We start from the raw sequence: 20,344 nt of genomic DNA, 5'->3' as shown, positions 1-20,344 counted from the left end.
ATTTTTTAAACGGCCGGGGCGCTCGGTGAGCCTTCAGGGAGATTGATTTCCTCGGGATCGAGCACCGCGCCCACGTCCAGCAACAACACCATGCGGTCTTTGACGGTGGCGACCCCTTCGACGTAATTGCCATTCACGCCGTGCAAGGTCTCTTCGATCGGGCGAATGACCGACGCCGGAATCTTGTGAAACTCCCGCGCCGCATCGACGATGAGCGAGACCACGCGTTGCTGCACATTGAGAATGATCACGCGGGTTTTTGGCGTGGCCGCGATGCGCGGCAGGCCGAAGCGGGCGCGGAGATTGAGCGCTGGAATCACTTTACCGCGGGAAAAAATCACGCCGTCGACCGAGGGCGCCGTGTTTGGCACCGGGGTGACGTGCTCGAACATTTCCACGCGCTGCACCTGCTGGCTGCGAATCCCGTAAGTAAAGCCCGCGAGTTCGAAGAGAATGTAGGTGTCGGTTTCGGTCATGCGCGGAAAGGGGCTGAATTAGAAGCAGACTCCGGACGAATAGGCGACATCGGTCGAACCGCGCCTTCCAACAACGCCAGCGCATCGAGGATCAACACCGGGCGGCCGTCGCCCAACTCGGTGGCCCCGGCGATGCCGCGCACGCGAATCAAGGGATCTTCGAGCGGGCGCACCACGACTTCCCGCTGACCAATGATGCGATCGACCACCAGCCCGGCGACACCCACGTCAGAATGCACCACGAGCACCGGTTTCACCCCACCACCGCGGGTGCGGGCGGTGCCGAATAATTTTTCCAGATGCACCACCGGTAACACGCCGTCGCGATAAGGCATGATCTCGGTCTGGTTGATCGTGCGAATCGTCTCATCGGAGACTTCGATGATTTCCTGCACCGCGCTTTGCGGCACTGCGCAGGTTTGGCCAGCCACGGAGAACAGCAGGGCCTCAACGATTGAAAGCGTGAGCGGCAAACGCAGCGTGAATTGCGTGCTGACGCCCAAGGTTGTCTGCAGCGACAAACTCCCGCCGAGTTCGCGCACGACATCGCTGACCACATTCATGCCGACCCCACGGCCGGAAGCGCGATCGACCGCTTCCTGCGTCGAGAATCCGGGCGCGCAAATCACATCCAGCATGGCTTTTTCATCCAGCTGCGCCGGCACAGAAATATTCAGGCGCGCGGCGCGAGCCGCGATGCGCTTGGGATCGAGGCCACGGCCATCGTCGCGGATTTTAATCAGCACAAATCCACCCGACGCGGTCGCCTGCACTTGAATCGTGCCTTCCGCCGGTTTGCCCGCCGCAAGACGCTCGGTCGACGTTTCCAACCCGTGACTCACGGCATTGCGCACGAGGTGCAGCAACGGCTCCTTGAGTCGCTCGACCAGGTATTTGTCGATTTCGGTATTCTTTCCTTCAACCACCAGACGGGCCTGCTTGGCGGTGTGGCGCACCAAATCGCGCACCACAAACGGCAGGCGCGCAAACGCTTCACCCACCGGCACGAGGCGCACGCGCGTGATGGCTTCGCGCAATTCCCGGAGCGAACGCGTGAGCGCCTGATTCACTTCCTTGAGATCGCTTTTATCGGTGGATCCCTGATTCAAACGATCATCCAGCCGCGATCGGTGAATGACCAACTCTCCCGCGATGCGCAGCAAGTCATCCAACTTACCGATGTCCACCCGCACGATGTGCGACGGTGCGAGGAACGCAGAATCGTCTGCGACCTCGGTTTGAGTTGAAGTCAGTCCAGCGAGCTGCGGCGTCGCTTCGACTGCGAGCGCCGTGAACGTGACCCCATCTGCACTCCAATCCTCAGTTCGCGGGGTTTCTGCCAATTCGACGACAAACTCGAATGCGATCGAACGATCCTCTCCGATCAACGGAGCCGAACGCGTGATGGCGCCGAGCGCAGCCAGCCGGCCACGAATTGCCGCGACATTGACGCCGCGCGCATCGAGTTCGCGACTGGGCACAAATTTAAACGTGTAAGCTTTTCCCTGAGGTGCGGCCGGTGTCACCGGTTTGGCGGCAGCAAGCCCTGGCGTTTCGGAGGCCGCGAGTTGTTGCAGCAACCGACTCAGGTCTTCCACCGCGGGAATCGCCACGCGGTGCCGGTGCGCGCTGATCGTCTTTTCCAAACGGTGAACCGCCTGCAACAAGACATCGGCGCCGCGGCCGGTGAAAACCACCTCCTGCCGCGTCAACGCGCGCAGGTAATCTTCGGCCGCATGGGCGAGCGCCTCCGCTTCGCGCAACCCGACGATCGCCGCATTGCCCTTCAAGGAATGCATGTTGCGAAAGAGCGTTTCGACTTCCGCCGGCGAAATTCCGTCACGACTGGTCTCCAGTTCTTCGAGCAGCTGACGCAAGGCGCCCAGCTGTTCGTCGCACTCGGAATAAAAATCATCCAGCAATTCCGGCGCGAACTCCGATGAAGGGTCGCCGGTCATGGGAGGACGGGCTGACTGGGTGCCGGCTCGAGTCCGCAGTTCGCCAGAAGCGCGCGCAGCTGGCCCAACTGCATCGGCTTCGCAAAACAGGCAATGGCCCCCAGGTTTTTCGCTTTGAGGATATCGGTCTCGTCTTCCGACCCGCTCAACACCGCAATTTTCAGTGGCGGCTGAAAGCGCGAGTTTTGCACCCAGGCGAGGACATCGAATCCATCGTAGTCCGGCATTTTCAGATCCAAAAGAACGAGATCCGGACGTTTGTGGGCGTCGCTCGCGAGCACGCCCGGTTTAAGCATTTCGATCGCGGCCAGCCCATTGCTCGCATGGCTCGTTTCTAAATTTAAGCCGCTCTTTTTGATCAGCCGGTGAAAAAAGAAGGCGTCATCCTCCGAGTCTTCAACCAGCAGAATCTTAAGGAGGTGAGCGCCACGAGACATTTACCCCGACCATGTTACGCCATCCAAATCCTGTCGAGCGGCAAGCATTGCACGTGAACTGCTAAACGCCTGCGTCGTTACAACCATGTAGGGGCGGCGATTTTTTCCGGGGCGACGCCGGCGCGGACTTCGATGGTCGCGAGGACTTTCGGGACATACATGCGCGTTTCGGCGGGGAGGGCGGCGGCGATTTCCTCGAAGGTCTTCGCGTTTTCTTTTTTCAACGTGCGGCTGACGCGGCCCTGACCGCCGTTGTAAGCCGCGAGCGCGAGCGGCCAGCTGCCGAAGCGGGTGTGAAGTTTTTTCAAGTATTGCGCGGCCGCGCGGGCGGATTTTTCCGGATGCGCACGCTCGTCGGGCAGGAAGGTTTGCAAGCCAAGGCTCTTCGCGGTTTCGGGCATGAGTTGAAAAAGTCCTTTCGCGCCCACGGGACTGCGCGCGCTGGGATTAAACGTCGATTCCGCTTCCGCCATCCACGCGAGTTCGGCGGGCACGCCTTCGCTCACGAAGACTTCCTGCACGCGCGGTAGTAACTTTTCCGCCGACTCCGGCACACGGCGCGTCTTCATGCGCTCGAGCCACACGGCGTAATTCGGAATTTGCGCCGCCGTGGGCTCAACCGGTTTTGGTTCGACCGGCGGAGTGGGTGTCACCGGCTGATCGGGTTTCGGGGTGGGCGGCGTCGGCGGTTTCACGACGACAGGACGCGTCGGGCGCTCGACCGATTTTTTCGCGGCTTCGATGTAGTCGAGGCGTTCCGCGAGCCAGTTGGCGTAGTCTTCGTATTCGGGAATCGCCCGCAGCGCGAGCAACGCGGCGCGCGCTTCCGGTTCATACGCGGCGAGGCGGCTGAGGTCGTTGCTTTCGAGTGCGGCCTGCAAGCGCGCGGCAAATTCGTCCCAATCTTTCTTCGAAGGAAATTCGTAGTCCTCTTTGATCTCCTCGGGCGCCAGGGCCTCGAACAGTCCTTTGCCAAGCGCATACAAATCGTCGGTGGAAGGCAGGGTCGCTTCGCCGTCAGTGTCTTCTGGAAATGACACCACGCGATCGCGCGCGAGCCGCGCTTTTACGAGCGGTTTCAATTTCAGGTCCGCGCGCTCCGTCCACGTAATCGCGGGATCGCCGAAGTAACGCGCGGTATTTTTCGCGCCCCAATCCGTCGTCGCGATTTTGTATTTCTTTGCGGAATCAATATCCGCCGGGCCGTCGGCGAAGGAAAATTCACCGCCGCGACGCGCTTCGAACGGCGTGTCGGGACTTTGATTTGCCGCGGCGAGCAATTGCGTCAGGCGCGCGCCGTCGACCTCTGCTACCCAAATCGTGCCGTCGAACCGCACGCAGGCATCGAACTCCGCTTGCGACACGTCGCCGCCGGGCAAACCCGCCCCGAACGTCGTGTTGCCGATAAATGCCGCGTCGACCTGCGCGCCTTCGCGCAGGATGCGCGCGACGAATTTCGCGGCGTCGGCGGTGCCGCGCGCGAGTTTCGTCTGGCCGACGATCGCCTTGTCCGCGGGTTCGAGATTTTTTTCGCGCACGTCGCCGATCAGCGCGGCCAGCGCGGCGTCCTTCGGCTCGTCGTCGGGAATTTTAATTTGTTCGACTGCCCAGCGCGTCGAGCCGTCTTCGTTGCGAATCAACCACGCAACCGACGCGTATTCGTTCCACGAACCGGAGTGAACATACATCGTGCCATTCCCCATCGGTTGGATGAAACGCAGATGATCGTGCGCGCCGGCGAATAACGTGCCGTCCGGCACGAGTTTCACTATTTCGCGATCGGCGGAAAGGCCGCTGTGACTGAGGACGATGTTGAGTGAGGAATCCGACGTCAGCTTCGGAAAATTCTCCTTCGCCCACACCACTGGGTTCGCGAGGTCGAGCGATGGCCGCACGGCGACGCGATAGGTATTTAAATTATCGGTCGTCACGCCGACGATCGTGATTTCGATTTTTTCGCCAAACGTAAGCTTCGTCGACGCATGGGTGAACGGCGCATTCGTGGCGCGATTTACGAGATTACTTACGACGACCACGCCGGTGGCTTCGATGCGTTTAATGGTTTCCGCGACATCGTAGAACTCCGGCTCGTGATTGCCGACGTTGAGAATCGTCGGGGCGCGTTTGGCCAGCGCGGTGAACATCGCGAAATCGATCTCCCCGTTGCTGCGGCGCGCGACGATGTTGCCGTGCTCGAGTGTATCGCCGTTGAGCAACACCGCGAGCGGCAGGGCAGGGTGGTCGGCTTTCAATTTATCCACCAACGCCACAAACTGCGCCGTGCGTTCATACGCCGAATGCTGATCGCCCATCACGATGACAAACGCTTCGGCCCCCGGCGGCGCGGCCACAGCCTGAATGCACCCCAAGCTGAGCAGTAGAATCAAAAGTCGCATGAGGAAGTATTTGAATGCGCTTCCTCGACATGCAAGCGGGCAGCGGGTTCGCGCCACAAGCCCCGACCCCCTCGATTTTTAAAACGGACTGCGCGCCACCGCCAGCCGGCTTCGCAGTCCGTGCTCCGCCAGCCGTTTAATTAAACCCGGCAAACCACTTTTCCACCGATAATCAGTTCGCCGATATGCGTTTCGTTCGAAAGCCGAAGCGTCACATACCAAACGGGCGTTACCGTATTTACGTCCAGTTTGAGCCAGCCTTTTGATCCGGACTGGTGCCACTCAAGGATGCGAGCCACTGAATCATAGGTGAAATCGACCGCCGAAACCGATTTAACAGTGGGCTTTGTGCTATTTGCAGAACCACCCGTGCCACGGTCGTTGGCGGCGAGATGGCTCGTGCCAAAGGCCCACGAATCATTAAGAAAAAGGGCGTAGGGAGTATCATACGTAAAGGGCCAGCCAGTTGGCTCGATGGAAATGGACGACACTTGGCCGGTGTCGTTAGGCACGGAAAACCTGAATCGTGCAAGCGGCGGCATGTCGGCTTCAGCTTTGGTTGTTTGATTCAAAAAAACCATCGGGTCGCTGGTTTCTGAGAAACGAATGCTGATGAATTTCACTGGATCAGGGAGGTGTGGCATATTCTGAGTTGTTTGAGTTTGGTTAGCACTTGCGCGGATTGCGCAAAATCAGTTCCACGCGCGCAGGTGCGCCATGCAGGTTGCCGCGACGGCGCGCGTGCGCACCGGATCGCCCTGCAAAGCAGGCTCGGCTAATGCCTGGCACGCCGCAGAAAGTTCGCTCAGCGCGAGCACATCCGCGCTGTTCTTCAGGTAGTGCGCTTTAGCTTGGAGCGTAAGCCAGTCGCTTTCCGACAACGCTCTGGCAAAGGCCGCTTCGAGGTGCGGCGCTTCCGCCTGGAAAGTGACCCGCAAGCGCTCAATCAATTCCTCGAGGTTGGAACGCCCGCGCACGAGCGCGATCGGGGGTTGCTCCACAGCCCGCGCGAGCTGGCGCAAATCCACCGGCTTGATCAGGAATTCGTCCATGCCCGAGGCCATCGCCCTGATCCGCTCGGCTTCGCCCGCGTGCGCGCTCGCCCCGATAATGCGGCTGCGCGCCCCTTTGTTTTGTTCACGGAGCACCTGAGCTATGGCGGCACCGTCCATCCCGGGAAGTTCGTAGTCCAAAATCACTGCGTCAAAAGACTGCCCGGCGGCCCGGGCAATGGCCTCGCCTCCATTGCCGGTAACCTGGCATTGCGCGCCCAACGCGGTCAGGTAAGTGCCAAAAAGATCACGCACCAAAGTATTATCATCCACAATCAGGACGCGTTTTCCCAGGAGCGCCAGTGACCCGCTTGCCACGAGGTCGGAGGGCGGCGGCTGCGCCGGTGCTAATTTAAAGCGGGCCTCAAAACTGGCCCCGGCGGTCGCCTCCCCCAAACTCACGCGTCCCCCCATGGCTTCGCACAAGCCTGCAACCAAGGCGAGTCCGAGGCCGGAACCTTCCTTCGCCCTCGTTTTTTCGAGCCGGGCAAATGGTTTAAAAAGACGCTTGGCCTCTTCCGGGCCGATCCCGGGGCCGCTGTCGCTCACTCTCAGGAGAAAACCCTCGTCCGACTCTGCTTGAAGGCGCACGCGCACTTCTCCGCGATCGGTAAACTTAATGGCATTACCCGTGAGATTAATCAGCACCTGCCGCACGCGCTCACCATCCGCCAAGCACCAACGGTCTGACGGAACCTCGATGCTGACATGAAAAGCCAACCCCTTGGCTTCGGCCTGCGGGCGCAGGCTTTCCGCCGTTTGCCGGATAAGTTCCGCAACCTGCGTCGGACGCGCTGCAATTTGAAAGTTTCCGGTTTGCAGCGCCGGCAGATCGAGCAGGTCGTTAACCAAACGGAGCATGAGTTCGCCATGGTGATGCAAGGTGCGCAGGTGCGATTGCCCTTCCTCTCCCTGAATGGAAGTCTGCAGCACCTCTTTATAACTGAGCACACTCTGGAGCGGCGTGCGCAGCTCGTGGCTCACGCGGGCTAGAAATTCCGTCTTGGTGCGATCCGCATTGCGCGCCGTTTCCGCCGCCCGCAACGCTTCGTCCCGGGCCCACCCTTTCACGCGCTGCACGACACTGAGCAACGCCAGCCCCAGGCCGAGCGCCACAATCACAAACGCCTGCAATCGAGCCTGCGCCTGGCTCGCGAGCCATTGCTCCATATCCCACTCCAACGCCAGCCAACCGCCCAACACTCCCGTGGAAAACTTTAAAGGCGCGCGCGCTTGGATCACCACGCCGTAGGCGGCCTGATAAGGTTCGAGAAACACCGGTGCCCACGAGACGGTTTCTTCACTCGGGCCCAGCACGGTCACAAACTTTGGCGAGTATTTCTTACCTCCGGGAAAAGCCGCGTTGAAATTCCAGCCGTTGCGCGCGACCTGGATTAAAACATTGGGCTCGCCGCTTACCGCCTTCTCGATGGTCGCCATTTGTTCCCGAACCGGCAGCACGGCCGCTTGAAATTCCGGGCTCACCGTGGCCTTGATAAATTTTGAGGTGTCAGACGAGACCACCCTTTGCGGATCAAACAACGTTCCAAAGGCCGCCGTGAAATCCTTGGGATCGATCAGCGAAGCCGCGAGCCGCACCTGCCCCAAGCGAAATTTTTCATCCAACTCACGGGCGTTACTGCCAACCCACGCCGTCAAAAACAATCCCGCCACCAGCCAGAGTGCTGCCAGCGGAAAAATCCTTCTCCACTCACGTTGCTCGCGCGTCACTACCGGACGCCGACGCATCAGCTCGCTTAAAATAACCGCGCCGCCCAGAAACATCCCGAAGGACGCCCATGCGCCCCAGATGCCGGTCGTGGACCAACGCCGCAACCCCGCCGTCCAATAATGCAAGGGACCACTCGGCGGCGCGTTCGCCAATAACGCGGCCGAAAAGACATCGTTGACCACGGTGTGCAGCAACGTCGTGGCCAGGCCGATCGGCGAAAACCAAACGATCGCGGCGAGAATTAACCCGACGCGCCGATCCACCGCTTCTCGCGCGATCATCACGCGCCACGCCAAACCGGCGGTAATCACCACGTTCATCGCCGAAGTTGCCAACCATGGAAAATCCTTGCGCAGCCACGCCAGCAACATGAGCACCGGAAGCATCCACTTACACCAGCGACGATCCGCTGGTAAAACCGCCCACGCTTGTAGCGCGAGAATCACCCCGAAGCACAAATCCACCTCCAGATTCACCGGCGCATACGGATTCATTTTCACCGGTTGCGACAAACGCACCAATTCGATAATCGAAATCAAACACTGCCCGAGCGCGACCCAGCCCAGCCACGCTTGGCGCGGTGAATCATCCCACGGCCGGAACGCCGCGAAGCCCACTCCCGCCATCACCAATGCGGCGAGAAACCAAAAGTAATCCTGCTGAATGATCAGCTGGTTTGTAATCATTGCGATCATGCCAATCCCCGTAACCAGCGTAACGACGGCACCAAAAAAAACGCTCCGCCGAGTGGAGTAACAAACCGACTAAATGACTGGGCGCATTGCGTGTGTTGTGGCCACGCCCATTGCGGACTTTGTTCAGTCGCAAAAAGTGGATCCACACCACCGCCTTTCACGGGAAACTCCTTTTCGGGCGCCCATGCGAGATGCATCTGCATGAACTGGCCACCGAGGCTGGTCATGTAGCCCATAAAAAGCAGCCCCACGCCGTCTGTGGGCGCTGCCTCCGGCGAGGGCCAGTCCACGCGAAGTTTCTCCAACGGGCCAAACACCACGCCACGACGGACAAATTGCGCCTCCTTCTGTTGCTTCCGGCCCGCCATTGGGTGCACGTCGGGATCGCGGCGGTTTTGCCGAGGATTCATTTTGCGAATGTGGGCGTGAAACGGACAGCCCTTGGCCGCCTCGTCTTTGTTAAAATCAAAACGATCCGCCAAGGGCAGTTTGGGATAAAGTGTCGCCGCGCCATTGCGCAGGCGTCCGATGAAAAAAGCGCCTGCTTCAATGCCGTTTAATTCTGGCGGCAAGTGCGGTTGCAACGCGCGTTCCGCCTCCAAAAATGCCCGCACATTCTGTCCTAGTTTACGCAACACCAGGAAACTACTGCCCACGAGCGGCCCCGGGCCTGCATACATCACCTGCTCAATAGGAATTTCAAAAGACCGGGCTTTGCCTGGTTTCAATGACCCGCTACTCGGCTGAACCAGGTGATAGAACGGGGGTTTCTCCTGCACCTTGATCTGCGTGGTCGCGAATCCATCGGCAAAACCAAAGGGTTCGTAGCTAATATTTTTCTGATTTCCGTCCTTATGCGGTTTCCACTGGAAACCGTTTTCCACGCCCACGACTTCCGCTTGATATTCTTCCGTCAACATTCGGCGACAGGCGTCCACCATGTGACCAAGTAATGTCTCGTCTGCATTAGCTAGCAGCCACACCCCATGCGGTCTGCTTTGGTAGGCCTGTTCCCATGGTTCAGGATCCCTCAGGAAGGATTTCAAATCCTTCGATTGAAACGCACTGATTCGCTCGAATTCCATTCCGATCATTTCCCCGGGATTGGCGAGTTCCTTGCCCTTGATCCCACACGCTTCGAGACCGGCGGCCGTCAGGCCCAAGCTGCGAAAAGGCAAAGTGGAGGCCTCTAAAAATTGCGCTGATTTCTCGTCGTATAGCCCGACTAATTTCCTCCGCTTGTCCGCTTGTTGCTCCTGCTCGAACGCCGAGGTGATGCGATGTTCCCAGTGGGGATTAGCTGACTGGACCAGCAGCTCGCGATTTTTTGCCCGATCTCCGCCAAAGCGGAAAATCACCAGAGCAGTAAACTCCCGCCCGTGTCCTTTAAGGATATTACCCTGAATATCCGTAAACTGGAGTTCGTCATTAATCAGCGTCATGGGGTGTGCACGTGGAAGAGAACCTCTCGATGGCGTAAGCCGTCTCGATCCGGGTGTGGTGAATTAATAAAGAGCAGGTTAAATACCGGGTGAACAATTTTCAGAGGTGTGACCGCATGGCAAATGATCCGCGGCCCGGGACCAAATCCTGACAATGCTCGTGACAATTGCCCGAGTGATGCCTGCTATTTTCATCGTGTCGGCATTTTGCCAGTTAGCTATGTCTCGATGTGTAGGCATGGCGGAAATTTATTCGGGAAAATTTCCCGACGTATTTTCTCTGCACCCCGAGCACCCTGTTACAGCTTTGCGCTAAGGTTGAACCATGCCCGTTGAAAAAAAATCCGCCCGCGTCGTGCTCGTCGAAGACCATATCATGGTCCGGCAAATGTTTGCCCATCTCGTGCGCGACGATCTCGGGTTGGATCTCGTGGCCGATTGCACCACGGTGGCCGAAGGCACCGAAGCACTCCTGCGCGAGAAACCGGATCTCGCCATCACGGACTGGATGCTGCCCGATGGCCGCGGCTTCGACCTCATCCGTAACCTCGGCGCAAAGCTCCCGAAAACGCGCTGGCTGCTGATTTCCTCCAACGAACAGGGCCACCTCGTGCGCGAAGCGGTTTCGCTCGGGGTGCAGGGCTTTGTGATGAAGCGCTCGGACCTGGCCACGCTGCGCCAAGCCATCACCAAAGTGCTCGCCGGAGAAACGTATTACTGTCCCGTCAGCGCACGATTGCTCGTGGACAAAATGGTCGTCGAAAGTGCGGCCATCGGCAGCAACCTCACGCCACGCGAACGTGAAGTGCTGCGCCGTTACGCCATGGGCCAAAACCCCAAGCAGACCGCCGACGAACTCAACGTGAGCGCCAAGACGGTTCAAAATCTCCTGACTCTCATCAAAGAAAAACTCGGCCTCCACGAACCCGCCGAGCTCGTCCGTTACGCGATTAAACACGGTTACGTCGAGACGCCCTAAGGCGCCCGTGCGTTAAAAACTATTCGCGGACCCGCGCTGGTTCAGTGCGCGTCGCGCCATCGCCCTCTTTTTTGGCGACCCGATAAAACGCGGATTTTTTCCCGATTTTCCGGATGCCTGTCCCGAGTTTTTACCACGTGGTTTTGTTAAGCTGACCGCGCACACCAAAGCTTTCCGCGCGGACTCAGGCCCGATCCGCGCGAAATCTGGTTCGGAAGCATCTTAAAAGCGGAGTCTATCGGTTGGTCTCCGCTGATGCTTCCGAGCCAGTCCTTAAATCTGCACGCATAAAAAAACTCCGCAGCCATCCCACATCCGTCATCAGCCGAAAGTTCCGAGGATGCGCACATTCGTGGGAGTTCACACCCCGCCGCCGGAAGTAGTTTCGATTTTGATCCCCAGTGGATGAACGCGCGCTCGGCCTCTGTTCGAAACCACACGCCGCCATCGTTATTCTACCCAGCGCCACCACTGCACTGCGGAACAGCTTGAGCGGGCGTCCGCGCTGCACAAGCTGCGAGCCGGTTCATGGAAAACGCTTACTCACCGCAGGTGCCAGACATCTGGCTCGGACGCCTCAGCGTGCACCAGGATTTTTTCTGGTTCGTGTCCCTGCTGGCGTGGAGCCTCGTGTTGATCTTGTGGTGGCGGCATGCCGAGCGCCGCACGACGTGGGCCTGGCTCGCCGCACCGGCCTTTGCGGCCATCGCCACGGCGGTCATCCAATTCGGAATTTTTAATCCGACGCTCGATGTATTCCAAGCGCGGCTCATTCCGGGCACGGTCGCTGACTACCGGCCAGCGGCCATCGATCCGTATTGGCTCGGCGATATATTCCAGGGTTGCACGTGGGCCGCGCTCGCCGGGTGGTGGAGCTGGCAGCAGTTTCGCCTCGGGAAAAAAGTTTTTCTTCAACTGGCGGTTGGCGCGATCGCCTTGTTTGGCGCGGCGCTGCACGTGGCGAATCCGCAGTGGGGCGGTTCGCTGCTCGCTGCAGTAGCGCTGGTGGCCGCGAGTGGATTTATGCGCAACCCGGCGGCATCCCGCGGGTCGCGTGGCTTGCTGGTTTTCTGCGCGCTCATGCCGGTAATTTCCACGGTCGGACCGCTCGCGGCGTGGACAGAAACGATCCAACGCTTCGGCCCGCCCACGATCACCGGATTACTCGCCGGGATATTTCAAATGTCGCTGGGCGGTATCGCGCTCGTCTATCTCGCGCTCCAGGGTTACGCCGCGATGCCGCCGGAAACGCGGGCGACGTTGTGGTCCGACGCACGGGGTTTTGGGTGGGCCGCCGCGGGCATGCTCCTCGCCGGAATTTCCTACGGCGTGATCACCGGGCATGACAACCGCCGCGAGATCCTCGAAAACCGCCTGCGCACCACCGCGGCCCATGCCACGGTGTTCGACCCCGCACTGCTCGCGCCTCTCGAGACGCCGGAATTCTGGGCGATCAACTTGTCGCGAAAAGATGCGTTTCCCGTCGCGAAATTATCCGCGACCGACGGCGCCGATGCCGCGCGCCAGCGGCTAACCGCCGAAGTGGGCGCCACGCCTTTTCTCCTCGAGGCCCGCATCGTCGTGGTGCGCGACGGCTGGCTCCTCGCTGCACTTTCCTCGGAAAAAGGCGCCGCGCTGGAATACCTGCGTCGCGCCACTCCGGCTGACCTCGCGCGTTGGGAAAATCCGAAGCCTTATTACGAAGAATCGCCCGTGCCGGAGATCGGTTACCATTATTACAGCCGCGCGCCCATTCTCGCGGCGGACGGTCACATGCTCGGCTGGCTGGAAGGCGTGCGCAGCGAATTTTTCCTGACGATGGAGCGACGCTGGCGATCCGCGCCGTTTATCATGACCGCGCTCGGCATCGTCGTGCTGGCGCTCAGTTTTGCCCAACGCCGCAGCACGCGCGACCGCGAAGCCGCGCTGCGCGACGCTGCCGTCGCCGCCGAAGCGAGTCGCATTAAAACCACGTTCTTCGCCAACGTCAGCCACGAGCTCCGCACGCCGCTGCAAACGATCCTCGGCTACGGCGAACTCTTACAGCGTGATCTCAGCGGCACCGCGCACCACGCACGACTCGCGGCGTTGCAGCAACAAGGCGAATTGATGAAACGCCTCGTCAACGACCTCATCGACTTGAGCGCGGTGGACGCGGGCGCGTTTCAACTTTCGCCGCGCGCCGTTTCACCGGCGAAACTCATCAGCGACTCGTTCGAATCGCTGCGGGCGCGCGCCGCCGCCAAGCACCTCGCACTCCGCTGCACGATCGAGCCCGGCGTGCCGGACTGGGTGCTTATGGATGGCGAACGCGTCCGGCAGGTGACGCTTAATCTCGTCAGCAACGCCGTGAAATTCACCGAGCGCGGCCACGTGCACGCCACGTTGACCGCTCGCGAAACCGACGCGGGCGAGTGCGCGCTGTGCTTGACCGTCGAAGACACTGGGCCGGGAATTTCCGCGGACCAGCAAACGCGTTTATTCCAGCCGTTTTCCCGGCTCGCGCAGACGGCGCACCAGGAAGGCTCGGGGCTCGGGCTCGCGTTGAGCGCCGCCTTGTGTCGCGCGATGGGTGGCGATCTGCGCGTGGAAAGCGACGGCGCACACGGCAGCCGGTTTATCGCAACGTTCACCTCGCGCCGCGCCACGCCGCCGACGGAAGCCGCGAGACCGTTCGCCGTTGCCGCTACTCGTGACGATAGGGGCGCGCACCTCCGCGTGCTCGTCGTGGATGACAACACCTTGGTGCGAGAACTGTTCGTCAACTTTCTGCGCGAGCAGGGTGCGACCTGCGACAGTGCCGCTAACGGTGTCGAGGCCTTGGCAAAAACGATGACCGCGACGTGGGACGCGATCCTGCTCGATCTCGCGCTGCCCGACGGATCCGGCGCGGAATTGGTTGCGCCCCTGCGCGCCCGGACGCCCGGCGTGCGCATCATCGGTGTGAGCGCCCACGCCGGCCTCGCGGAACGCGACCACGCGCTCGCCGTCGCAGGCATGGACACGTTTCTCGTCAAGCCCGTCGAACTCGACCTGCTGTGGCGCACTCTCCTCAGCCCGCACGCCGCCACCACCGCACCTTCGCCGGCCACCGTTTCGCTCACGGCGTTTCCTCCGGCGAACGGGGCAGTGCGCGCCGCGTTTGCCCAGGAATTACCCGAAAAAAAACGCGCCCTTGCGATCGCCGTTCATGCCACCGACTGGGGAAAAATCCGCGCCCTCGCGCACTACCTGCGCAACAGCGCGCTCGTCGTGCACGCGCCGGCGCTCTACGAAGCGTGCACGGCACTCGAAAGCGCGGCGACGCAACAAGCCCACGACGCACTGCACCGGGGTTGGCTGCAGGTCGAAGCCGAACTTTCAAAAAACCTGTTGGCTCCCACGTGAACACCCCCTTGTTTGAGCACGGTTTGAATGCCCACCCGCCACTTCGCGTCATCGTGATCGACGATCATCCGCTGTTTCGCGCCGGCGTCGTGGCGGCATTAAAAAGTGAATCGGGAATCGACGTCTGCGGCGAAGCGGAAGGCGCGCTCGATGGCCGCGCGCTCGCCGCGAAACTAAAACCGGACGCCGCGGTCGTGGATCTGATGTTGCGCGACGACGACGGGCTGAAACTCGTGCGCGAACTCCGGCAGGATGCACCGGCGCTGCGCATCGTGGTGCTGTCGATGCTCGAGGCGGGCGTCTATACGCCCAAGGCTTTGCACGCCGGCGCAAATTTTTTCGTTTCAAAACTCGAAGGCCCGCCAGCCATTATCGCCGCCTTGCGCCAGCCGATTTCTCTCGAACGCGGCACGCGGGCGCGACCCCTGGATGACGAATTGGAAGCGCTCACCGAGCGGGAATTGCAGGTGTTCACCCAGCTCGGCCAAGGGCGTTCCACGCAGGAAATATCGGGTGTGCTCGGCGTCAGCGTGAAAACGATCGAATCGCACCGCGAAGGCATCAAAGCCAAACTGGCGTTGCCGCACACCAATGCCCTCGTCGCCCGCGCCGCCCTCTGGGCCCGCGCGCAAGGACTTGTGCGCTAAGGCCGGCGGCGACCACCACACTCCCGCGACCTTTTCCCGCGTTGACCCGGCGGGCAGGGGACGTAGTTAAACCCATCCGCCTTCGCCTTTCGGGCCTCGGCGCGACGAGTCCATCACCATGAACCGCGTTTACATCAAAACCTACGGGTGCCAGATGAACGAACGTGACAGCGAAGCTGTCGCGGCGATGTTGCGCGGGCGGGGTTATCGGATCGTGAACGATGAGGACAATTGCGACATTCTCCTCCTCAACACCTGCAGTGTGCGCGATGCCGCTGAACAAAAAGCCATTGGCAAAGCCGCGCACGTCGCGTCGCGGAAGAAAAAGAATCCGGACTTCATCCTCGGGGTGCTCGGTTGCATGGCGCAAAACCGCGGCGCGGCGTTGCTGGATCGTTTGCCCGACGTGGACCTAATCGTCGGCACACAGAAATTTCACCAAGTCCCTGATTACCTCGATAATCTCCGCGCCGCGCAGGCGGCCGGCACGCCGATCGCCACCACGATCGTCGACATCGAGGAGGAAGTCGGTTCGCAAAACACGATCGTCGAGCACGTGCTCGAAGAGAAACAAGTCTCTGCATTCGTCTCGATTCAGCAGGGCTGCAACATGGATTGCGCGTTCTGCATCGTGCCGAAGACGCGCGGCGACGAGCGCTCGCGTCCGATGGACGACATCGTGCGCGAATGCGAACAACTCGCCGAACGCGGCGTGAAAGAAATCACGCTGCTCGGCCAGATCGTCACGAGTTACGGTCGCCGCGATTACGTGCACACCGGCGGCGTCACGCCGTTCGTGCAGCTGCTCGAACGCGTCAACGCCATCCCCGGCATCGCGCGCATCCGTTTCACGTCGCCGCATCCGCGCGGATTCAAAGACGATCTCATCCAAGCCTACGGACGTCTCGAAAAACTCTGCGAATACGTCCACTTGCCGCTGCAATCCGGCAGCGACCGCATCCTGAAAGCGATGAACCGCCCGTATTCGCGCGACCGCTACAAGCAGATCGTCGACGATCTGCGTGCCGTGCGGCCCGACATGTATTTCTCGACCGATGTGATCGTCGGCTTCCCGGGCGAAACCGACGACGATTTCGCGCAAACCCGCGAGCTCTTCGAGGCCTGTAACTACGACATGGCTTACGTTTTCAAATATTCGATTCGCACGGGCACGCCCGCGGAGACGATGGGCGACCAGATCGCCGACGAGGTAAAAGAAGCCCGCAACGCCGAGCTGCTCGCGATCCTTCAAGCCAACTCCAACCGCCGCAACGCGCTGCTCCTCGGCACCACGGAAGAAGTGCTGGTGGAAGGCCGCGACAAGAAAGGCCTGCGTTACATGGGCCGCACGCGCGGCAACCGCATCGTGCATTTCGACGCCAACGACCGCCTCATCGGCCAGCTCGTCCCGGTGAAAATCGAACGCGCCAGCACGGCGGTGCTGTATGGCTCGCTGGCGCTGGCGGGCGTGGAGCAGTAAAATCTTTCTCTTTCTCTTTCTCGTTCTCCATGCTCCCACAATTCGATCACGAGAAACTTCGCGCGTATCAAGAAGCGCTTAAATTTTCTGCATGGGCTGAAACGATAATCAAGTCATTGCCGGCCAAACTCTCAGCTCGCGACCAACTTGACCGCGCCTCGACCAGCGTGGTTTTGAATATCGCAGAAGGAAATGGCAAACGCTCGCACGTGGATCGCTGCCGCTATCTGGACATCGCCCGCGGGTCTGCGACCGAGTGCGCAGCTTGTCTGGATGTGCTCGTCGTTCGCAAGAAACTCGATGCATCAAAAGCCGCTGAAGGAAAAACTATTCTGCTAAGCGTCGTCCCGCTGGTGGCAGGGCTAATCGCCCGTTTTTCGAGCGAAGTTCGCGAAGAACCAGCGGTTTATGGTTCTGAGCTTGTGGAGAAAGAGAACGAGTAAGAGAACGAGAACGATTTTTATATGTCCCTTTTCCTCGCCACGCTTTTGCCCGGACTGTTTATCGCGCTGCTCGGCACCTTGCTGCTGATCAACACGCCCGCCATCAGCTCGACGGCCAAAGCCATTCCGCGCTCGAAGCGCGCCGCGTGGCTTTTCTTCGGGCTCGCCGCGGTCTGGTTTGTCTGGCGCGTGTCCCAACTCGGTGAATCCGATCTCATTTTCGCAAAGTCGCCCAAGCCGCTCATGATCGGTTTCGGCGTGCTCGCGGTGTTGTCGTTTATCTACGCTTCCGAATTTCTCGCCGTGCGCGGACTGAGCGTGTTGATGCTGCTGGCAGCAGAGCCAGTATTGTCGGCGGCCTACATGGAATACCATCACCCGCAACGCCTGCTGATGGTCACGGCGGTTTACCTCGGTGTCGCGCTCGCGATTTATCTCGGTGGCGCGCCGTATCGGTTGCGCGATATTTTTGAATGGTTGTTCCGCCTGCCGTCGCGTCCGCGCCTCGTCGGCGGCATCTTGCTCGCCTACGGCCTCGCCACGACCGCCGCCGCTTTTACTTACTAAGCCATGCCCGACCGCACCGTGCTTCTCATCCTCGCGGGACCAGCCGGCGTCGGCAAAAGCACGTTGTGCGACCGCCTCGTCACGACCGTGCCGAACTTCGAGCGCGTCGTCACCGCCACCACGCGCCCGCCGCGCATCGGCGAGACCCACGCGAAGGATTATCACTTTTTAACGGAATCGGAATTCGACGACAAACTCGCCGCCGGCGATTTCCTCGAATGGGCCACGGTGCATCGCAAGTATCGCTACGGCACCTTGAAGTCCGCCGTGCTCGACCGCCTCGCTCACGTAAACCTCGTGGCCAACGTCGACGTGCAAGGCGTGCGCAGCATCCGCGCCGCCGCGGATACGTTGCCGATGCTCCGCCAGAAGCTCGTCACGATCTTCGTCGCGCCCGATTCGCTCGACGTCCTCAAGGAACGCCTGCAAGGCCGCGGCCCGATCAATGAGGACGAACTCACGCGTCGCCTCCAGAGCGCCGAATTCGAATTAGCTGAGCGCAATAGTTACGACTACGTGATTCACAGCCGCAGCAAGGAACAGGATTTCCGCGCGCTGCTCGATTACTGGGAACAGGCGCGGAAACGACTCTAGGCGTTAACGCATCCGCCGACCGTCGTTGCGCGAGCCGCCACCATTGGCTCCGCGCGCATCGTTGGCGGCGATCATCACGAGGCGGTTCCGATACTCGTCACTGCCGATCAAGACATTGCGCAGGCCTTCTTCGGTCATGCCGCGCGCGATGATTCTGTAGCGGTAGTTTTCCAAACCCGCCGCATCCGGCGCCCGCCCAAGGATGTCGCGATACGCGCGCGTGATGATCGTGTTCACCACGGTGCCGCGAAACTCCGAACTGTCGCGCAACGCCGCGCGCATCCGGTCTTCGGTCCAGCCTTCGTTGAGCAGGCGGTGGCGGTAATTTCGCAGCCCCGCCGCATCCGCGTCGCGCAACAACACTTCGCGAAAGACTGCGTTGATCACGCGATCGACATGTTCGCGACGGAACACAGGCGCAGGGGCCGGGCGGCGATCGTCATTGCGGTCATCGCGCCGATCGTAACCCGAACTCGGATTATTATTCCGGCCATTATCCCCACGATCATCACGACGTTCCCCGCGATACGACGCCGACTCGTCGCGCACCGCACCGGTGTTTTCCGCCGGAGCTGCCAACGCCATGAAGGGCACTAACAACGCTGCCACGCTCAGTAATGTTTTCATATCCCATGAGACGAAGTTCGCGCGGGATTTATTCATTCGCTGCGTAACTGCCGGTTGCCCAGAGATTACGTGACACGTTTCGCCGGCTCTCGACTCGACTTCTCGCGCGCCGCCGCCTTGGATGCCGGCCTCGCTCGGGCCGTCCACTCCCCACACTCCCCATGAAGTCCGCCCTCATCGGTTCGCTGGCCGTTTCCCTGGCTGGCAACGTCGCGCTCTTTGCGCTGTTGCGTCCAACCCACTCCGGTCAACCGGCTAACCGTGAGGAAAACCTTACCGCCCCGCGCACGGCCAACGCCGCCGACCCGACCGCCGCGGCCGCGGTCGAAACCGCTGCCGCGCGCCCCACGGCGAGTCCAGCCGGCACCGCACCCGACACCGCACGACGGCCCATGCGCTGGCGAAACGGCGCGAGCGACGATGCGTTGCGCTCGCTCGCGGACGATTTGCGTGCCGCCGGTTTTCCGCCACGCGCAATTTTCCTGGCGGTGAACAGCGTGTTCGAAGACGCCTCCCGCGCCAGCTCACCGCTGTTTCAGGCGCCGTATTGGCAGAACACCTCGCTCGAACTTCAAAAGGCTGAGTTCGCCCACCAACAACAACGCCGCGAAGTGCTCGACGACATCCTCGGTCCCGACATCAGCCCCGCCGTGCGACTCACCGCCGAGGATCGCCAACGCCGCTTCGGCAACCTCAGCGACGAAAAAATCAACGCGATCACTCGCTTCGGCAACGACTACAGCGAGCTCCATCAAAACGTGAATAGCGAAGTCATGGAGCGCCCTTCTTCGCAGGAAAGCTACAAGACCTACGAGGAGCGCCAGAAGCTGTTACAGCAGGAATTCGCCGCCGACCTCGCCACCGTGCTCACTCCCGCGGAAATCGAGGCCTACGAAATGCGCACCTCCCAATCCGCCTACCGCACCTCATCCCGCGTGCGCGATATCGCGATTTCCGAAGCCGAATATACCGCCCTTTATCAACAGGAGAAAAACTTCGAGGCCGCCTATCCCTCGATCGCGAGCGGCACCACCACCGCGCAAACTTACGCGGAACGCCAAGTCGCTTACGCCGCGACCAACGAGCAGGCGCGCGCCACCCTCGGCGACGAACGTTTTTTCTCCTACCTCAGCGCCAAGGATTCCAATTACCGCGACGTCACCCGCCTGAGCAGCCAATTCCCGCAAGTCACTGCGCAAAGCGCCTACGCCGTGACGCAACTCCAAGTCGAAGCGCAGCAACTGATCGCCTCGCTGCAAAAAGAGCGACCGTCAGGCGAGCAGATCGTAACGCGTTACGCCGAACTCAACGCGCGCCTCGAAGCGCTCATCGGTCGCGACGCTGCCACCGCCATCCGGAAAACCAACACCGGTCGCTACTTCATCGGCCCGACCGGTTCCGCCACCAGCCCGGTGCCGGCGCGCAAATAATT

At 60.7% G+C, this 20,344-nt stretch carries 16 protein-coding genes; 8 read left to right on the top strand and 8 right to left on the bottom strand.

The window, feature by feature from the left end:
* Positions 1-5 precede the first annotated feature (5 nt).
* The 7 genes from ACRRQW_RS07620 to ACRRQW_RS07590 all read right to left on the bottom strand — a co-directional run bounded on the left by ACRRQW_RS07620 (position 6) and on the right by ACRRQW_RS07590 (position 10,188).
* The gene (locus ACRRQW_RS07620; RefSeq protein WP_438480680.1) at positions 6-476 is read right to left on the bottom strand and encodes a chemotaxis protein CheW; all 471 of its coding nucleotides are present in this window, start codon (positions 474-476) and stop codon (positions 6-8) included.
* Entirely contained in the window at positions 473-2,434 is a 1,962-nt protein-coding gene (locus tag ACRRQW_RS07615) for a chemotaxis protein CheA (protein WP_438480679.1), read from the bottom strand. The genes ACRRQW_RS07620 and ACRRQW_RS07615 overlap by 4 nt, the downstream gene beginning before the upstream one ends.
* Positions 2,431-2,871: a response regulator gene (locus ACRRQW_RS07610; RefSeq protein ID WP_438480678.1), complete on the bottom strand. Its 441-nt coding sequence runs from the start codon at positions 2,869-2,871 to the stop codon at positions 2,431-2,433. Before ACRRQW_RS07610 ends, ACRRQW_RS07615 begins: the two co-directional genes overlap by 4 nt.
* A gap of 77 nt (positions 2,872-2,948) precedes the next feature.
* Positions 2,949-5,267 (bottom strand): transglycosylase SLT domain-containing protein, encoded by a 2,319-nt coding sequence (locus ACRRQW_RS07605; protein ID WP_438480677.1) that lies wholly within the window; start codon positions 5,265-5,267, stop codon positions 2,949-2,951.
* Between the two features lie 140 nt (positions 5,268-5,407).
* A complete protein-coding gene (locus tag ACRRQW_RS07600; RefSeq protein WP_438480676.1) occupies positions 5,408-5,890 on the bottom strand; it encodes a hypothetical protein in 483 nt (160 codons plus the stop codon).
* A 69-nt stretch (positions 5,891-5,959) separates the two neighbouring features.
* Entirely contained in the window at positions 5,960-8,746 is a 2,787-nt protein-coding gene (locus ACRRQW_RS07595; RefSeq protein WP_438480675.1) for an ATP-binding protein, read from the bottom strand.
* The gene (locus ACRRQW_RS07590) at positions 8,743-10,188 is read right to left on the bottom strand and encodes a Dyp-type peroxidase (protein ID WP_438480674.1); all 1,446 of its coding nucleotides are present in this window, start codon (positions 10,186-10,188) and stop codon (positions 8,743-8,745) included. The genes ACRRQW_RS07595 and ACRRQW_RS07590 overlap by 4 nt, the downstream gene beginning before the upstream one ends.
* Positions 10,189-10,513: 325 nt before the next feature.
* Between ACRRQW_RS07590 and ACRRQW_RS07585 the strand changes: the two genes are divergently transcribed.
* The 7 genes from ACRRQW_RS07585 (at position 10,514) to ACRRQW_RS07555 (ending at position 18,285) form a co-directional block, all read left to right on the top strand.
* On the top strand, positions 10,514-11,167 hold the full coding sequence (locus tag ACRRQW_RS07585; protein WP_438480673.1) for a response regulator transcription factor: 654 nt from the start codon (positions 10,514-10,516) through the stop codon (positions 11,165-11,167).
* A gap of 528 nt (positions 11,168-11,695) precedes the next feature.
* Positions 11,696-14,554, top strand: coding sequence for an ATP-binding protein (locus ACRRQW_RS07580; protein ID WP_438480672.1), 2,859 nt, complete (start codon positions 11,696-11,698; stop codon positions 14,552-14,554).
* Entirely contained in the window at positions 14,551-15,201 is a 651-nt protein-coding gene (locus ACRRQW_RS07575; protein WP_438480671.1) for a response regulator transcription factor, read from the top strand. Before ACRRQW_RS07580 ends, ACRRQW_RS07575 begins: the two co-directional genes overlap by 4 nt.
* Positions 15,202-15,319: 118 nt before the next feature.
* On the top strand, positions 15,320-16,681 hold the full coding sequence (gene miaB / locus ACRRQW_RS07570; RefSeq protein ID WP_438480670.1) for a tRNA (N6-isopentenyl adenosine(37)-C2)-methylthiotransferase MiaB: 1,362 nt from the start codon (positions 15,320-15,322) through the stop codon (positions 16,679-16,681).
* Between the two features lie 29 nt (positions 16,682-16,710).
* Positions 16,711-17,124 (top strand): four helix bundle protein, encoded by a 414-nt coding sequence (locus tag ACRRQW_RS07565; protein WP_438480669.1) that lies wholly within the window; start codon positions 16,711-16,713, stop codon positions 17,122-17,124.
* A 21-nt stretch (positions 17,125-17,145) separates the two neighbouring features.
* Complete coding sequence (locus tag ACRRQW_RS07560; RefSeq protein ID WP_438480668.1) at positions 17,146-17,691, top strand: hypothetical protein; 546 nt, start codon at positions 17,146-17,148, stop codon at positions 17,689-17,691.
* A 3-nt stretch (positions 17,692-17,694) separates the two neighbouring features.
* Positions 17,695-18,285 carry a guanylate kinase gene (locus ACRRQW_RS07555; protein WP_438480667.1) on the top strand — a complete coding sequence of 197 codons (591 nt, stop codon included), beginning with the start codon at positions 17,695-17,697 and terminating at the stop codon, positions 18,283-18,285.
* Positions 18,286-18,288: 3 nt separating this feature from the next.
* Here the strand turns inward: ACRRQW_RS07555 and ACRRQW_RS07550 are convergent, their stop codons facing one another.
* The gene (locus tag ACRRQW_RS07550; RefSeq protein WP_438480666.1) at positions 18,289-18,912 is read right to left on the bottom strand and encodes a hypothetical protein; all 624 of its coding nucleotides are present in this window, start codon (positions 18,910-18,912) and stop codon (positions 18,289-18,291) included.
* 161 nt (positions 18,913-19,073) lie between these two features.
* Here ACRRQW_RS07550 and ACRRQW_RS07545 point away from each other — a divergent pair, with 161 nt between their 5' ends.
* A complete protein-coding gene (locus ACRRQW_RS07545) occupies positions 19,074-20,342 on the top strand; it encodes a hypothetical protein (RefSeq protein WP_438480665.1) in 1,269 nt (422 codons plus the stop codon).
* Positions 20,343-20,344 lie beyond the last annotated feature (2 nt).

It is taken from the genome of Oleiharenicola lentus (assembly GCF_051660365.1).
Classification (GTDB): Bacteria; Verrucomicrobiota; Verrucomicrobiia; order Opitutales; family Opitutaceae; genus Lacunisphaera; species Lacunisphaera lenta_A.
The sequence above is the reverse complement of the archived record's forward strand: the minus strand, read 5'-3'. Positions and strand labels throughout refer to the sequence as shown.